Source organism: Mycoplana azooxidifex (assembly GCF_014196765.1).
In the GTDB taxonomy this organism is placed as follows: Bacteria; Pseudomonadota; Alphaproteobacteria; order Rhizobiales; family Rhizobiaceae; genus Mycoplana; species Mycoplana azooxidifex.
In genome coordinates, this window is sequence record NZ_JACIEE010000003.1 from 179,266 (window position 1) to 195,338 (window position 16,073).

15 protein-coding genes are annotated in these 16,073 nt (G+C 64.2%); 10 read left to right on the plus strand and 5 right to left on the minus strand.

The genetic code is table 11. The features are described 5' to 3' along the window. The first annotated feature begins 5 nt into the window (after window positions 1-5). The 5 genes from GGQ64_RS07365 to ptsN all read left to right on the plus strand — a co-directional run bounded on the left by GGQ64_RS07365 (window position 6) and on the right by ptsN (window position 4,983). On the plus strand, window positions 6-569 hold the full coding sequence (locus tag GGQ64_RS07365) for an LptA/OstA family protein (protein ID WP_183801459.1): 564 nt from the start codon (window positions 6-8) through the stop codon (window positions 567-569). 31 nt (window positions 570-600) lie between these two features. Beyond that, entirely contained in the window at window positions 601-1,386 is a 786-nt protein-coding gene (lptB, locus tag GGQ64_RS07370) for an LPS export ABC transporter ATP-binding protein (protein ID WP_183802572.1), read from the plus strand. Between the two features lie 500 nt (window positions 1,387-1,886). Beyond that, window positions 1,887-3,416 carry an RNA polymerase factor sigma-54 gene (rpoN, locus tag GGQ64_RS07375; RefSeq protein WP_484549458.1) on the plus strand — a complete coding sequence of 510 codons (1,530 nt, stop codon included), beginning with the start codon at window positions 1,887-1,889 and terminating at the stop codon, window positions 3,414-3,416. Between the two features lie 451 nt (window positions 3,417-3,867). Continuing rightward, window positions 3,868-4,443, plus strand: coding sequence for a ribosome hibernation-promoting factor, HPF/YfiA family (gene hpf, locus GGQ64_RS07380; protein ID WP_183801465.1), 576 nt, complete (start codon window positions 3,868-3,870; stop codon window positions 4,441-4,443). A gap of 75 nt (window positions 4,444-4,518) precedes the next feature. Further along, on the plus strand, window positions 4,519-4,983 hold the full coding sequence (gene ptsN / locus GGQ64_RS07385; protein WP_183801468.1) for a PTS IIA-like nitrogen regulatory protein PtsN: 465 nt from the start codon (window positions 4,519-4,521) through the stop codon (window positions 4,981-4,983). Window positions 4,984-5,250: 267 nt separating this feature from the next. Here ptsN and grpE read toward each other — a convergent pair whose 3' ends face one another. Beyond that, entirely contained in the window at window positions 5,251-5,859 is a 609-nt protein-coding gene (gene grpE / locus GGQ64_RS07390; protein ID WP_183801471.1) for a nucleotide exchange factor GrpE, read from the minus strand. A 262-nt stretch (window positions 5,860-6,121) separates the two neighbouring features. Then, on the minus strand, window positions 6,122-7,201 hold the full coding sequence (gene hrcA, locus GGQ64_RS07395) for a heat-inducible transcriptional repressor HrcA (RefSeq protein ID WP_183801474.1): 1,080 nt from the start codon (window positions 7,199-7,201) through the stop codon (window positions 6,122-6,124). A 241-nt stretch (window positions 7,202-7,442) separates the two neighbouring features. Here hrcA and rph point away from each other — a divergent pair, with 241 nt between their 5' ends. The 4 genes from rph to hemW all read left to right on the plus strand — a co-directional run bounded on the left by rph (window position 7,443) and on the right by hemW (window position 10,552). Continuing rightward, on the plus strand, window positions 7,443-8,159 hold the full coding sequence (gene rph / locus GGQ64_RS07400) for a ribonuclease PH (protein ID WP_183801477.1): 717 nt from the start codon (window positions 7,443-7,445) through the stop codon (window positions 8,157-8,159). Between the two features lie 89 nt (window positions 8,160-8,248). Then, window positions 8,249-8,689 (plus strand): VOC family protein, encoded by a 441-nt coding sequence (locus GGQ64_RS07405; protein WP_183801480.1) that lies wholly within the window; start codon window positions 8,249-8,251, stop codon window positions 8,687-8,689. 11 nt (window positions 8,690-8,700) lie between these two features. Then, the gene (rdgB, locus tag GGQ64_RS07410; RefSeq protein WP_183801483.1) at window positions 8,701-9,345 is read left to right on the plus strand and encodes an RdgB/HAM1 family non-canonical purine NTP pyrophosphatase; all 645 of its coding nucleotides are present in this window, start codon (window positions 8,701-8,703) and stop codon (window positions 9,343-9,345) included. Window positions 9,346-9,355: 10 nt separating this feature from the next. Continuing rightward, a complete protein-coding gene (gene hemW / locus GGQ64_RS07415) occupies window positions 9,356-10,552 on the plus strand; it encodes a radical SAM family heme chaperone HemW (protein WP_183801486.1) in 1,197 nt (398 codons plus the stop codon). Window positions 10,553-10,592: 40 nt separating this feature from the next. Here hemW and GGQ64_RS07420 read toward each other — a convergent pair whose 3' ends face one another. From GGQ64_RS07420 to rpsT, 3 genes are all read right to left on the minus strand, one after another. Beyond that, a complete protein-coding gene (locus tag GGQ64_RS07420) occupies window positions 10,593-11,066 on the minus strand; it encodes a VOC family protein (protein ID WP_183801489.1) in 474 nt (157 codons plus the stop codon). Window positions 11,067-11,310: 244 nt separating this feature from the next. Continuing rightward, window positions 11,311-12,858: a chromosomal replication initiator protein DnaA gene (gene dnaA, locus GGQ64_RS07425; protein ID WP_183801492.1), complete on the minus strand. Its 1,548-nt coding sequence runs from the start codon at window positions 12,856-12,858 to the stop codon at window positions 11,311-11,313. A gap of 876 nt (window positions 12,859-13,734) precedes the next feature. After that, window positions 13,735-14,001 carry a 30S ribosomal protein S20 gene (gene rpsT, locus GGQ64_RS07430; protein WP_183801495.1) on the minus strand — a complete coding sequence of 89 codons (267 nt, stop codon included), beginning with the start codon at window positions 13,999-14,001 and terminating at the stop codon, window positions 13,735-13,737. Between the two features lie 532 nt (window positions 14,002-14,533). Here rpsT and GGQ64_RS07435 point away from each other — a divergent pair. After that, window positions 14,534-16,066 carry a YifB family Mg chelatase-like AAA ATPase gene (locus GGQ64_RS07435; RefSeq protein ID WP_183801498.1) on the plus strand — a complete coding sequence of 511 codons (1,533 nt, stop codon included), beginning with the start codon at window positions 14,534-14,536 and terminating at the stop codon, window positions 16,064-16,066. Window positions 16,067-16,073 lie beyond the last annotated feature (7 nt).

Sequence of the window (16,073 nt, forward strand, 5' to 3'; positions counted from 1 at the left end):
CCACGATGTCCGCATTTTCTGAACCCGCGCAAAGACATGCCATCCTGCCGCTTCTCGCAGCCGGTCTCCTGCTTGCCGCAACGACTGCGGGCGCGCAGGAAACGAAGAGCCAGTTGAAGGGGCTTCAGCTGTCCAACGACCAGCCGATCCAGATCCAGAGCGACAAGCTGGAGATCCAGCAGCAGTCCAACACCGCCCAGTTCACCGGCAACGTCAAGGTGGTGCAGGGCACCACGACCCTGCAGGCCGGCAGCATGGTGGTTCACTACACCGCCCAGGGCGGTGGCTCGATCTCGAGCGGCGATGCCGACATCGAGAAGATCGAGGTTGCCGACAAGGTGTTCCTCCAGTCGGGCACGCAGGAAGCCACCGCCGATACCGGCACCTTCAACCTCATCGACGAGGTGTTCGTGCTGAAGGGCGACAAGGTCGTGCTTTCGGAAGGCAAGAACGTGTTCGTCGGCTGCCAGCTCACCGTGCTGATGCGCACGGGCGAAGCCAAACTCGACGCCTGCGGCGGCAGGGTCATGATACAGCTCGACCCCAAATCCCGCAAAACCGCGAACTGACGACGCCGTGTCCCTTGTTTCCCTCTCCCGCATGTCCCGCCGCGTGAAGAAGGCCGAGCCGCTCATCCGGCGCACGGCCGACACGTCGCGCTATGAAGGCACCCTGATTGCCCGCAACCTGACGAAGAGCTACGGCGGCAGGCGCGTGGTCAACGGCGTGTCGCTCGTCGTGCGGCGCGGCGAGGCGGTCGGTCTGCTCGGGCCCAACGGTGCCGGCAAGACGACCTGTTTCTACATGATCACCGGGCTCGTGCCGGTGGACGAGGGAACGATCGAGCTCAACGGCAACGACGTCACGACGATGCCGATGTATCGACGCGCCCGTCTCGGCGTCGGCTACCTGCCGCAGGAGGCCTCGATCTTCCGCGGGCTGACTGTGGAGCAGAACATCCGCGCCGTCCTCGAGGTACACGACCGCGACCGGGCGCGCCGCGAGCGCAAGCTCGACAGCCTGCTGGCCGAATTTTCGATCTCGCACCTGCGCAAATCGGCGGCGATCGCCCTTTCGGGCGGCGAACGCCGCAGGCTCGAGATCGCCCGGGCACTTGCCACCGATCCGACCTTCATGCTGCTCGACGAGCCGTTTGCGGGCGTCGACCCGATCTCGGTGGCCGACATCCAGGCGCTGGTGCGCCACCTGACGTCGCGCGGCATCGGCGTTCTCATCACCGACCACAACGTCCGCGAGACGCTGGGCCTGATCGACCGCGCCTACATCATCCACGCCGGCGAGGTGCTGACCCACGGCCGCGCAAACGACATCGTCGCCAATCCCGACGTGCGCCGTCTCTATCTGGGCGACAATTTCAGCCTCTAGGCTTCTTTCACGCATTTTCACGCCACCACTGGATTTTCAGGGGCGGCGGCGGCCGTCTTTCGTGCAGGGAGGGCAGAACCGCGGCATTTTCACGCTTTTGCCACCGCGGAAGCGACGAAATTCACCTTATCGCGCAACGGCTGCTTGACCAAATCCGATAAAAAAGCAATTTTTGGGCCAGTCTGAATTCCGGGGGTGGGAGCTGAGCTCCACGCGCCGGAGCCAACACCGCAACACGGCCTGTCCGGGACCGGTTTTGGGACGGTGGACCTGGGGTACATGCTGCACCGCGCAGCCCTTGGAGGGCGCTCAGAGCAGCATCAGAATTGTGAAACTGCGCATCGACCGTTGCGGAGATCGGTATCGATTTCCGCAAAGGACTGCGCTTGCGTACGGCGTCCTTGTTGAATTTCGAGCGACATGCGGCGGCGTAAGGGAGTATGAGCGTCCGCATGGCACTCGCAGCCAGCCTTCTTCTGCGGCAAAGCCAGTCTCTGGTGATGACGCCACAACTGATGCAGTCGATCCAGTTGCTGCAGATGACGCACCTGGAATTGACGCAGTTCATCGAAAACGAAGTCGAGCGCAATCCCCTGCTTGAACTTGCGTCGAGCGACGACAATGCGCGGGGCGGCGACGACGTCGTCCATGCAGAGAGCGACTACTACTCCGTCAACGAGGAGCGCCCCGCCGCAAGTGGCGAGCTTGCCGCGGACGGCTATGCCGGCGACCTCTACGAATCGGCGACGGCGGGCCGGACCGAAAGCATGGCGGACTCCTTCGACACCAGCATGGAGAACGTGTTTCCCGACGACGCCGGCCCAAAGGCAGCGGACGCACCGGAACTGCTCGGCCAGTGGAAGTCGATGCCGGGTGCCGGAGACTGCGACGGCCAGGGCTACGACCTCGACGAGTTCATCGCCGGGCAGACCACGCTGCGCGACCACCTCGAAGCCCAGGTCCCGTTCTCGCTCACGGCACCGATCGACCGGTTGATCGCCGGTCACCTGATCGACCAGTTGGACGAAGCCGGCTACCTGAGTTCGAACCTCGCCGAAACCGCGCTGAAGCTCGGAAAGCCGCTGCAGGAGGTCGAGCGCGTGCTCGATACCCTGCAGCAGTTCGATCCTCCCGGCGTGTTCGCGCGCACGCTTGCCGAATGCCTGGCGATCCAGCTTCGCGCCCGCGACCGCTTCGATCCTGCGATGGCAGCGCTGATCGGCAACCTCGAGCTTCTCGCCCGCCGCGACTTCGCCACGTTGAAGCGCCTGTGTGGCGTCGACGAGGAAGACCTGATCGACATGCTGGCGGAGATCCGCAAGCTCGATCCGAAGCCGGGGACACGCTTCCAGGCGGGCGTCAGCGAATCCGTCGTCCCCGACATCGTCGTGCGGACCGCACCGGACGGAAGCTGGATCATCGAGCTCAATCCCGAGACACTGCCGCGCGTCCTGGTCAACAACGAATACTATGCCTCCGTCTCGTGCAGGTCCGACCGGGCGAGCGACGACCAGGCCTTTCTCAACGAATGCCTGCAAAGCGCCAACTGGTTGACCCGAAGCCTGGACCAGCGGGCCAAGACGATCATGAAGGTGGCGACCGAAATCGTTCGCCAGCAGGACGCCTTCCTCATGCATGGGGTGGATCATCTGCGGCCGCTCAACCTGAAGACGGTCGCCGAGGCCATCAAGATGCACGAATCGACCGTCAGCCGCGTGACGTCCAACAAGTACATGCTGACGCCCCGCGGCCTGTTCGAGCTGAAATACTTCTTCACCGTGTCCATCGGCGCCTCCGGCGGCGGCGATTCGCATTCGGCGGAATCCGTGCGCCACCGGATCCGCACGATGATCACCCAGGAGACGCCGGAAGACGTGCTCTCCGACGACGACATCGTGGATATCCTCAAGAAGGGGGGCGTGGACATCGCCCGCCGCACGGTCGCGAAATACCGCGAGGCGATGAACATCCCCTCTTCAGTCCAGCGCCGCCGCGAGAAGCGGGCGCTAGCCAAGGCTGCCGGCTTCTGACGCCGGCGTCAGCGCCGCAGTTCCCATTCCGAACAAATCGACGTGAAAGTCCAAGCACGACGCCTCACCGTCGCTTCACGCATTCGTGCCTGGCGGCGGGCGTCGTCGGGCACCGCAGAAGGCCGATGCAAACCAAGGCGTTAGCGCGGCCTGCGGGATCGTCGTTGCCATCGCGGCGGCGATCGGTATCGTCCGATGGATCCATTTTTCATCGGTGCCGTTATCATTGATGGCGAGAATGTGTCCGGCCTGTTCCGGCCGGCGCTGTTGACTCTCGGGAAAGGAAGGGATAGATGCCCGCCCCAATTCCAGCGAGAAGACAGGCCGGATCTGGTATGCCCGTTTTCCCCGGTACGACAGGCGAAAAAGTGTTGCTCGCGTGAAGTGCTTGGATGACGGGTCCGGTTGGAATAGACTGTGACACGCAAATCACAATCTGAGAGGAAGCTCCATGAGTGTGCGTGTATCCGGCAAACATATGGAAATCGGCGATGCATTCCGGCTGCGAATTGAAGAGCAGATCGGGGCGGCTGTAACCAAGTATTTCGATGGAGGATATTCGAGCCAGGTCACCGTGGAAAAATCCGGTTCGCGATTCAGCGCAGACTGCAAGGTTCACCTCGACACCGGTGCCGCCCTGCAGGCCAATGGCGAGGCGAACGATCCGATTATCGCGTTCGACGCGGCTTCCGATCGGATTGAAAAGCGCCTCCGGCGGTACAAGCGCAAGCTCAAGGACCACCACAATGGAAACGGCCATGACGCCTATGCGGAAGTCGCCTACGCCGTCGTGGACGCCATACCGGATGACACGGATGAACTTCCGGCCGACTACGCACCGACGATCGTTGCGGAAAGCACGAAGAAGCTGAAGACCATGTCCGTTGCGAGCGCCGTCATGGCGCTCGACATGACGGACGAACCGGTCCTGCTCTTCCGTAGCGTCGGCCAGGAGCAGCTCAATATCGTCTACAGACGAAACGACGGAAATATTGGCTGGATAGATGCAGCCAATATCAAAGGCTAAAGTGGCAGGGGAAAGCGTCCGGGGGCTGGGCGCTTTCCGCTTCAATCCTTCACTGCGGCTCACGAGGACAAGAGAATGGCATTGGCAGGTTTGCTGCAGCAGAGTGCGATAATTCCGGCTATGAAAGCCAATTCGAAGAAGCAGCTACTTCAGGAACTGGCAATAAAAGCGGCGAAGATCACCGGGCTTCCGGAGCGCGAGATATTCGATGTCATCCTCCAGCGCGAGCGTCTCGGCTCGACCGGGGTCGGCAACGGCATCGCCATCCCGCATGGCAAGCTCAAGGAGCTGGACCAGATCACCGGCCTCTTCGCCCGCCTGGAGACGCCCGTGGACTTCGAAGCCCTGGACGACCAGCCGGTCGACCTGGTCTTTCTGCTGCTCGCGCCGGAAGGTGCGGGCGCCGATCATCTCAAGGCCCTTTCGCGCATCGCCCGGGTGCTGCGCGATCCGGCCATGGTGGCGAAGCTGCGCTCCTCGGATTCGGCCACGGCGATCTACGCCTGCCTGAGCGAGGAACAGGCGTCCAACGCCGCCTGATCGGGCCGCCGGCCGGAGGCACACAGAGGGAGCGCGCTCTGCGTTCTTCCTTGGCGTGGGCTTTTTGTGCATGGAAGCTCCCGACAGGTCAGCGCCGTCGCCCCTGATCGGCGGCATGGAGACAAGAAAAACCGGCAGCCTTGTGGCGGGCCGGTTTTCTTTCGCCTCACGGCTGCAACGCACTTCCCCGCTTTCCGCTCAAAGAAAAACCCGGCAGCCGCGAGGATGCCGGGTTTCGAACTTGTCGATTGCTGATTTGGCGGGGTTTCAGGCCTGATCGGGCTTGTCGCCGCCTGCGGCGACCTTGGGGCCGCCCTTGGAGACGCCGACCATGGCGGGCCGGAGGACGCGATCGCCGATCTTGTAGCCGTCCTGCACCACCTGCAGCACGGTGCCGTTGGGCACTTCCGGGTTCGGCACCTCGAACATCGCCTGATGGAAGTTCGGGTCGAACTTCTCGCCGATCGGCTCCAGCTTGCGAACGCCGTGGCGTTCCAGCGCCGACAGCATCGCGCGCTCGGTCATCTCCACGCCTTCGATCAGGGCCTTCAGCCCGGCGTCGCCCGTCTCGCGTGCGTCCGCCGGGATGGCATCGAGACCTCGCCGCAGGTTGTCGGAGACAGCGAGCATGTCGCGCGCAAATCCCGAAATCGCATAGGACTTGGCGTCCTTGACGTCGCGCTCGGTGCGGCGGCGAAGATTGTCCATCTCGGCGGCAAGCCGCAGGTACCTGTCGCGCAATTCCGCGTTCTCCGCCACGAGCTGGTCGACCGGATCGGCTTCTGCCTCGGTTGCATCGGTCTCTGGCGACACAGCGGCGATCTCGGCCTCGTCATTGGCGGCTTCGGGTGCGTGCTTGCTGGTATCGTCGGTCATGATTTTCTCCGGATTGAGAAAGCGGCCTGTCCCGGGATCTATCGCGATGCGCCGGGCCGCGCATGGGTTAAACGGGCGGAGCGAGCCGGCACAACCCTTCAGGCGGCGCGGCGCTCCTTCATTCCCCAGCCGTCCGCGCAGCTTCAACCTGCGGGGACAATGAGAGGGAGTTGAGGCGGATATCGAGCTTCGCGGCGAAAAAATCAAGGCTCCTTCGCCGAACTCGGCAAAATCGCGGTCTTTTGCGCGACATGCTCCAGCGTCAACGGGAGAGCTGGGACATCAGTTGCGCGGTGTAGTCCACCATCGGCACGATGCGCGAATAGTTGAGCCGCGTCGGCCCGATCACGCCGACGGCGCCCATGATCCGCTCCTCGCCGTCGCGATAGGGCGCCACGATCAACGAAGAGCCCGAGAGCGAGAACAGCTTGTTCTCCGAACCGATGAAGATGCGGACGCCCGGACCGGTCTCGGCGAGGTTCAAAAGCTCGATCAGGCTGTCCTTCTTCTCCAGGTCGTCGAACAGCATCCGCAGCCGGTCCACATCCTCGGCGCCGGCAAGCCCCTCCAGCAGGTTGGCCCGCCCGCGCACGATCAGCCGGGTCGGATTCGATGCGTCGTTGCCGCCCGACCAGACGGCGAGCCCGCGCTCGACGAGGTCCTGGGAAAGCTGGTCCAGTTCCTGGCGAACGGTCTGGCGTAGCCGCTCGAGCTTGGTGCGCGCCTCCAGGATGGTGTTGCCCGCCAGATGGGCGTTGAGAAAGTTGCCAGCCTCCGTCAGCTGCGAATTGGTGGTTCCGGCCGGAAGATCGATGATGCGGTTTTCGACCAGGTCGTGTTCGCCGACGAGCACGACCAGCGCCTTGGTCGGCTCCAGCCTGATGAACTCCACATGCTTGAGAATTGAATCGCTCTTGGTGGTGATGACGATGCCGGCGCCGCGCGACACCCCCGACAGCATGCTGCTCGCCTCCGTCATCATCGTCTCGACGCTCTGGCCGTGGCCCGGGCGATGGACGTGGCGCTCGATCGAGGCCCTGTCCTCGTCGGACACGCCGCCCACGCGCATGAACGCATCGACGAAGAATCGCAGTCCCATCTGCGTCGGCAACCGCCCGGCGCTGACATGCGGCGAATAGATCAGCCCCAGCGCCTCGAGGTCAGCCATCACATTGCGCACGGAGGCAGGCGAAAGCGAAATCGGCAGGATGCGGGAAAGGTTGCGGGATCCGAGCGGCTCGCCACGCTCCAGGTAACTCTCGACGATCCGCCGGAATATCTCGCCCGCGCGTTCGTCAAGCGACGCATAGATGTCCGTGTCCGCGGGAGTCCTCAGTACCATGCCGATCAAACAAACATTGCCATTGCGCCTGAATATAGGGGTGGCCCCCGGCCCCGCACAAGGACAATTGCATCCGCGCCGTGCCGCAATACCCTGAAATCGCGCCGGTTCGGAAGCCTCTCTTTCGCCGGAGCGCCTGCGCCCGATCGAATGAAGCGACATCCGGACCGAAATTCGATTTCGATTCTCCGGCCGATGCGCTAGAAGCAGCCGCAGATTTCAAGCGAACACGGAGTACACGATGCGGCCGTCAGGCAGAAAGACCGATCAGATGCGCAAGGTTTCCTTCGAGCGCAATTTCTCCAAGCATGCGGAAGGCTCGTGCCTGGTGAAGTTCGGCGATACCCATGTGCTCTGCACCGCAAGCCTGGAGGAAAAGACGCCGCCGTGGCTCAGGAACAGCGGCAAGGGCTGGGTCACAGCCGAGTACGGCATGCTGCCGCGCGCCACCGGCGAGCGGATGCGGCGCGAGGCGGCGGCCGGCAAGCAGGGTGGCCGCACACAGGAGATCCAGCGCCTGATCGGCCGTTCGCTGCGCGCTGTCGTCGACCTGACCGCGCTGGGCGAGCGGCAGATCACCATCGACTGCGACGTCATCCAGGCCGATGGGGGCACGCGCACGGCATCGATCACCGGCGCCTGGATCGCCCTCAACGATTGTTTGAAGTGGATGGAGACGCGCGGCATGATCAAGGTCGAGAAGGTCCTGAAGGACCATGTCGCCGCGATCTCCTGCGGCATCTTCGCCGACCAGTCGGTGATCGATCTCGACTATCTGGAGGATTCCGCGGCCGAGACGGACGCGAACTTCGTCATGACCGGTTCGGGCGGCATCGTCGAGATCCAGGGAACGGCGGAGGGCAAGCCTTTCACCGACGAGGAGTTTGCAAGCCTGATGGCGCTCGCCAAGGCCGGCATCGCCGATCTCGTCGAGATGCAGAAGCAGGCGATCGCCTGAGAGGCGGGGGAGCGAACAGCCCCCTTGCCCGACATCCGCCCTTCGGGCACCTTCTCCCCGCCAGCGGGGAGAAGGACAGGAGGAGACCAATGGCCGACCCGCAGCATCCTCTCGACGGCATCCTCGAGACCGCCCTCTATGCCGAGGACCTGGACGCGGCCGAAGCCTTCTATGGCGGGCTGCTGGGACTGGAGAGGATCACCCGGCACGCGGACCGCCATGTCTTCTATCGCTGCGGCCAGGGCGTGCTTCTGATCTTCAACCCGAAGGAGACGGTGGTGCCGCCGACTGCGGAAGCATTCCCGGTCCCCGCACACGGTATGACGGGACAAGGCCACGTCTGCTTTCGCGCATCGGCCGCAGCGCTTGATTTCTGGGCGGAAAAGCTCAAAGAAGCAGGGGTCGCCATCGAGGCCGATTTCCGCTGGCCGAACGGCGCCCGCTCCATATATTTCCGCGACCCCGCCGGAAACAGCCTCGAATGCGCCGAGCCCGGCCTCTGGGGACTGGACCACGGGGACACGACCTGACAGGAACAGACATGCGCAAGCTTGATACCCGAACGATCGTCGTCGCCAGCCACAACGCCGGCAAGATCCGCGAGATCCGCGACCTGATCGGCCCGCTCGGATTCGAAGCGAAATCCGCCGCCGACCTGAACTTCGTCGAACCGGACGAGACCGGCACGACGTTCGAGGAGAATGCGGCGATCAAGGCGCTGGCCTCAGCCAAGGCTGCAGGGCTTCCCGCCCTCTCCGACGATTCCGGGCTCGTCATCGACGCGCTCGGCGGCGCGCCAGGCGTCTACACCGCCAACTGGGCGGAGAAGGAAGACGGCAGCCGCGATTTCGCCATGGCGATGGATAAGGTGGAAAAGGCGCTCTCGGAGAAGGGCGCCACGACGCCCGCGGGCCGCACCGCCCGCTTTGTCTCCGTGCTCTGCCTGGCCTGGCCGGACGGGCATACCGAAATGTTCCGCGGCGAGATCGACGGCACGGTCGTCTGGCCGCCGCGCGGCAGCCAGGGCTTCGGCTACGACCCGGTCTTCCAGCCGGAGGGCCACGCGGTGACCTTCGGCGAGATGAGCGCGGAGCAAAAGCACGGCTGGAAGCCGGGCCAGGCGCAGGCGTTGTCGCACCGGGCGCGCGCCTTCAAGCGCTTCGTCGAAACCTGCCTGGACGCTTGAAGGCAAACCGATGACGGCGGTCACTCCCTTTGCAACGAGGCAGCCGGTCACCGGCGATCCGCTGGATCCCGGCTTCGGGGTCTATGTGCACTGGCCCTTCTGTGCCGCCAAATGCCCCTATTGCGACTTCAACAGCCATGTCCGCCACCAGCCGGTTGACCAGGACCGCTTCGTCGCTGCCTTCCTGGCGGAGATGGAGACGATGCGGCGGCTGACCGGCCCGCGCACCGTCACCAGCATCTTCATGGGCGGCGGCACGCCGTCGCTGATGCTGCCTTCGACCGTGGACGCCATCCTTTCGGGCATCGGCCGCTACTGGCACATGCCGGACGGTATCGAGATCACCATGGAGGCGAACCCCTCCAGCGTCGAGGCCGAACGCTTCCGCGGCTACCGCGCAGCCGGCGTCAACCGCGTCTCGCTAGGCGTTCAGGCGCTCAACGACCGCGACCTGAAGTTCCTCGGACGGCTACACGACGTCGACGACGCGCTGAAGGCGATCCGGCTGGCGCGCGAGATCTTTCCGCGCATGTCCTTCGACCTGATCTATGCGCGGCCGAACCAGACGGTCGCCAAATGGGACGCGGAGCTGAAGCAGGCCGTCTCCTATGCCGTCGACCACCTGTCGCTCTACCAGCTGACGATCGAGGAGGGCACGCCCTTCTACGGCCTGCACAAGGCCGGCAAGCTGGTGGTTCCGGACGGCGAGCAGTCGGCAATCCTCTACGAGGCGACGCAGGAGATCACCGCCCGCGAGGGCATGCCCGCCTACGAGGTTTCCAACCACGCCCGCCCGGGCGCGGAAAGCCGGCACAACCTCACCTACTGGCGCTACGGCGACTATGTCGGCATCGGCCCCGGCGCCCACGGCCGGCTGTCTGCGGGCGACGCCAAGGTCGCGACGGCCACCGAGCGCCATCCCGAGACCTGGCTCGGCCGGGTCGAAGCGGAGGGCCACGGCATGGTCGACCGGGAGGTGCTGGCGCTTTCCGAACAGGCCGACGAACTACTCCTGATGGGCCTGCGCCTGACCGAGGGCGTCGATCTCGCCCGCTGGCAGGCGCTCGCCGGCCGCGGACCGGACCCTGACCGCGAACAGTTCCTGATCGACCACGGCTTCATCGAGCGCCTCGGCAATTCGCGCCTGCGCTGCACGCCCGCAGGCATGCTGATCCTCGACGCGGTGGTTGCTGACCTCGCCTGCTGAAGGCGACGTTCCCACGCCTGAAGCCGGGCGCGGCAGCGTCTCAGCCGCGCCGGGCCGCCTCTATCGCCTTCACGTCGATCTTCTTCATGGTCATCATCGCGTCGAAGGCGCGCTTTGCCTCGTCGCCGCCGATCGCGAGCGCTTCGGTCAGGATGCGCGGCGTGATCTGCCAGGACACGCCCCACCTGTCCTTGCACCAGCCGCACTCGCTTTCCCGCCCGCCATTGCCGACAATGGCGTTCCAATAGCGGTCGGTCTCCTGCTGGTCGTCCGTTGCGATCTGGAACGAGAAGGCTTCGTTGTGCTGGAACGCAGTGCCGCCGTTCAGGCCGATGCAGGGGATGCCCGCAACGGTGAATTCGACGACCAGCACGTCTCCCTGCTGGCCGGAGGGATAGTCTCCGGGTGCGCGAATGACGGCACCGACTGCGCTATCGGGAAACGTCTCGGCATAAAAGCGGGCGGCCGCCTCGGCGTCCTTGTCGTACCAAAGGCAGATCGTGTTCTTCGCCATCACATGGTCCTTTCGCTCTACGGCCCCGTGCCCTTCCGAAATATGAGGCAAGTCGCTTTTGTCCAGCCCATGCACGCCATTTCGCCTTCTTCCCCTGCGTGGAAAGAAGGTGCCGGCGCCATGAAAACACCCGGATTCGCAATCTTCCTGCGAACCTCTATCCGGCTCAGCAACCGCAAACAAAAAAGAGCCCGGGGCCTCGCGCTCCCGGGCTCAAGGGCCGCACCCCCAGGCTTCAAGGATACTATTCGTTGATCAGCCGCTTGAGCAGTTCGATCTCGTGGCTCAGCTTGGTGTCGCCGGCGATCAGGTCCTCGATCTTGCGGACCGCGTGCAGCACGGTCGTATGATCGCGTCCGCCGAAGCGGCGGCCGATTTCCGGGAAGGAACGCGGCGTCAGCGTCTTCGACAGATACATGGCGATCTGGCGCGGCATGACGACGACGCGCGTGCGTCGGCTGGAGACCAGTTCCTGGCGCGAGACGTTGTAGTGCTTGGCCACCACGCGCTGGATGTCTTCGATGCGCACGCGGCGCGGTTCGCCGGCGCCGACCAGGTGCGCCAGAAGCTCGTCGACGCGCTCGACCGTGAGGTTCGGCTCGAAGGTGCGCCGGAACAACAGCTGGTTGAAGGCACCCTCCAGTTCACGGCCGCTTGCGGTGATGCTGCGCGCGACGTGATTGAGGATTTCCGCCGGGATTTCCAGCGAAGCATCTTCCAGGCGGGCAACCTCGAGGCGGCGCTTGAGAATCTCGAGCCGCATCTCGTAGGCCGGCGCTTCCATCTCGATGGCAACGCCGCCCTGCAGGCGGGACCGTACGCGCGGATCAAGGGATTCCAGCTCCCAGGGGGCACGGTCGGCCGCGACCACCACCTGCTTGGCGGAATCAAGCAGCATGTTCAGCAGGTGGCAGAATTCGTTCTGGATCGAATTGCCCTGCAGGAACTGCATGTCGTCGATAACCAGGAGATCGATGTTGCGCAGCGTCTCCTTCAGCGACAGCGCATCGTTGTCGCGGATCGCCGTGGCGAAGCGCCACATGAAGTATTCAGCCGTCAGGTAGACAACCCGCGGGCTGCGGGCGCTGGCCAGCGCCGCGTTGGCGACCGCCTGCAAAAGATGCGTCTTTCCCAGGCCGACGCTGGAATGGATGAAGAGCGGATTGAAGCGAACCGCGCTGGCGCCGGCCTCGGCGATCGTCTTTGCGGCGGCGAGCGCCACGCGGTTGGACGAGCCCTCGACAAACGTGTCGAAGGTGTAGCGCGCGTCGAGCGGCGAGCCGAACAGCGGGCCGTGGCTCGGCTGGCGCTGCTGTGCCTTTTCCGTGAGGCCGGCTGCGGCCTGCGCAACCGTCTGCGGACCGGCCATGCGACGCGCCTGGGAAGCCGGAGCGGTCTCCACGGCTGCCACGGCCTCCTCTATGCCGGCGCGCACGCTGCGGGTGGCCGTTCGCACCAGGATCTCGATCTTCATGATCTCCGGCTCTTCCTGCTGGAAGAGCGACGTGATCAGTTCGAGATAGCGGTTGTTGATCCAGGATTTGAGAAAGGTCGTCGGCACAGAGAGCCGAACAACGGTCTTGGAGTGGGAATGGAGCTTCAGCCGGCCGAACCAGCTGGCATAGACGTCCTGGCCGACCTGCGCCTTGAGGCGCGCGCTGACCCGTTCAAAGAGAGCGTCATGCCGTGTCTCGGATTTTTCGCCTGGCTTCCCGCTGCCGTCTGTGATTGCCTTCAGTGCATCGTCCCCGTTCGAATATGCACCGACAGACGTGGCCGTATTTCCTTGCATTGTGCCGCCTTTCAAGTTCAGTCGACGCACCGGCATTTCATGCCGGCGCCGCATGGTCCATCCTCAGCCGCCTCTACCGGAGCCATCGGCAGCGCGGACTCGGTTTTGCCGGTCGCATCGCCCCACTCCTGAACGCGACCAGCAAACTGGGGCCTGGACGAGCCGGCCGATGGCCACCCGTCTTCCGCCCATCCGGCAACGCGAACTCCTCGTACAGATCGCGCGGCCGTCACTCTCACTCACATTCGCTCTCGTCCACCTTCCCCGCTGCCGCCGTCCTCGCAACAGCATCGGGCGAAGCTGACCAGCGGCAAAACTCGACCGCTCCGGCCAAACCCAGACGGGCAGCCGGTCTCCTGCTTCAGGTGTCCTGATGAACCGGAGCTATGCACTCCGCACAGGGTTAAAACATCCGCGCACCAGCCTTCAACGGCAGTGTTTGGCGTTTCGTCTACGCTTGTGTGTACGCCCCCTGTGGAAGGCATTTAGGCAGGATCAAACGGCAAGATCAATGCCGAATTTTCAGCAAAATTAACGGGCAGCCGTTGACTCCTTACACGCAATTTGTCTCGCAAACCGGGGCCTGCAGAAGAATCCATTATGAATCAATGGCTTTGTTTCATCGGCCGTTTCAACGAGAGCGCGAATCGAAAAAAATAATAATTTTCTTGACTCGCGGTCCGCCGCAATTGCCCCCACCCCAGGTAGGCGCCCAGCGAGCATCCTCTTATAAATATCTGAATTCGTTTTCTTTTTTCTGTCATGCCACTGACATGAGGCAGCCTTGCGCGTTAACCATAGCGGCGTCAAAAAGGCAAAGAAAAAGCCCGGCGAAAACGCCGGGCTCTATCAAAATCGCATAGCTACTGATGCAAATCAGGCAGAGAGTGCCTTCACGCGATGTGCGAGTCGCGAAACCTTGCGGGACGCGGTGTTGGCGTGGACGACGCCCTTCGTCGCGGCGCGCATCAGTTCCGGCTGTGCCGCCTTCAGCGCAGCGGCTGCTGCCGCTGCATCACCGGAGGCCAGTGCCTCCTCGACCTTGCGGACGAAAGTGCGGACACGCGAACGGCGAGCCTTGTTGATTTCAGTGCGGCGGGCGATCTTGCGGGTCGCCTTTTTTGCCGAAGTCGTATTGGCCATGGATGCCTCTCTTCAGAAACCGGACACGAACTCCACCTTCGCCGTGCCGGGTCACTGCGACCTGTCATCCAAGCAATTCGGGAGTACTATCGGAAAACCTTGGAAGTGGCTTTCCAAACTGTGGGCCGGCGTATAGCGGGAATTGGCAGGCCCGTCAACGAGCAAATTGAAGAAATGCCGCGAGCAATTCCCGCCGGACCGATTCAGAATGCGGGCTTTGCGCCTGCGCGTTGGCTCCGTCTGCCTCCAACAGGCCGGCAATCGGAGGCAGCCGTTGGCGACTTGTCCACGGTTGTTCCGCTTCCACAACCGCATACATCTCATACGGGAACAATTCGCGCCTTTGTTCGATAATTGTTCTTGTTATATTCCTTTTCTCATGCAAGTGTAGCAACCATGACTTGAGGGATGATTGAAGACAACCTCCGTGTCGGGACGGATGCCGGTGTGCCGGCCGCGACGACCGGAACGCTCGGGCTTCTCCCACCCTCCCTTTCGAGCGGCATGATGCCGGGTTATTTTGGGGATTGTCATGGTGGCACGGGTGAGCACGGTGGCGTTTCAGGGCATTGACGGCGTTCCGGTCGACGTCCAGGTGATGGTGGCGCCGGGGAAGATCGGGATGCAGATCGTCGGCCTGCCGGACAAGGCGGTCGCCGAAAGCCGGGAACGGGTACAGGCGGCCCTGCATGCGTCGGGGCTTTCGCTGCCGGCCAAGCGGGTGACCATCAACCTCGCGCCTGCCGACCTACCCAAGGAGGGAAGCCACTTCGACCTGCCGATCGCGCTCGGCCTGATGGCGGCGCTCGGCGCCATTCCTGCCGATGCGCTGGAGGGTTATGTCGTCATCGGCGAACTCAATCTCGACGGCACGATCGCCGCGATCTCCGGCGCGCTGCCGGCCGCGATCGGGGCCAACGCCCTCGGCAAGGGCCTGATCTGCCCGGCCGACAGCGGCGCGGAGGCTGCCTGGGCGGGGGCGGAACTCGACATCGTTGCGCCCCGCAGCCTGATCGCGCTCGCAAACCACTTTCGCGGCACGCAGGTGCTGTCGCGGCCCGAGCCGGCCATCCGCGCGGCACCGGCGGACATGCCGGACCTCGCCGACATCAAGGGGCAGGAAAGCGCCAAGCGGGCGCTGGAAGTCGCTGCCGCCGGCGGCCACAATCTGCTGATGGTCGGCCCGCCCGGATCGGGCAAGTCGATGCTGGCTTCCCGCCTTCCTTCCATCCTGCCGCCGTTGGCGCCCACCGAACTGCTGGAAGTCTCGATGATCCATTCGATCGCCGGCCAGCTTGCCGGCGGCCGCCTGTCAGATCGCCGGCCCTTTCGTGCCCCGCATCATTCGGCGACCATGGCTGCGCTCATCGGCGGCGGCCTGCGCGCCCGCCCGGGCGAGGCGTCGCTGGCCCATCACGGCGTGCTGTTTCTTGACGAGTTTCCCGAATTCACGCCGCAGGCCCTGGACGCGCTGCGCCAGCCGCTGGAAACCGCCGAATGCGTGATCGCCCGCGCAAACCACCGGGTCAGCTATCCGGCGGCGATCCAACTGGTCGCAGCCATGAACCCCTGCCGCTGCGGGATGGCGGGCGAGCCGGGACAATCCTGCGCCCGCGGCCCGCGCTGCATGACCGACTACCAGGCGCGTATCTCCGGCCCGCTGATGGACCGCATCGACATCCGCATCGACGTGCCGGCCGTGTCTGCGGCCGACCTGATCCGGCCGATGCCCGCCGAGCCGAGCGCGGTCATAGCACGCCGCGTGGCCCGGGCACGCGAGGCCCAGCGCGATCGCTTTGCGACCCTCGGCCATCCGCAGGTCTCCACCAATGCCCGTGCCTCGACGGCGCTGATCGAACGCATCGTCGAGCCGGACCCGGGCGGCCTGCAGCTTCTCAGGGATGCGGCGGAGAAGATGCGCTTTTCCGCCCGCGGCTACCACCGGGTCCTCAAAGTCGCCAGGACGCTCGCCGACCTGGACGGGAAGGACATCGTCGGCCGCATCCATCTCGCCGAGGCGATCTCCTATCGCATCGCCGGCGAGCGGCTGGCTGCCGCCGCCTGACGTCCGC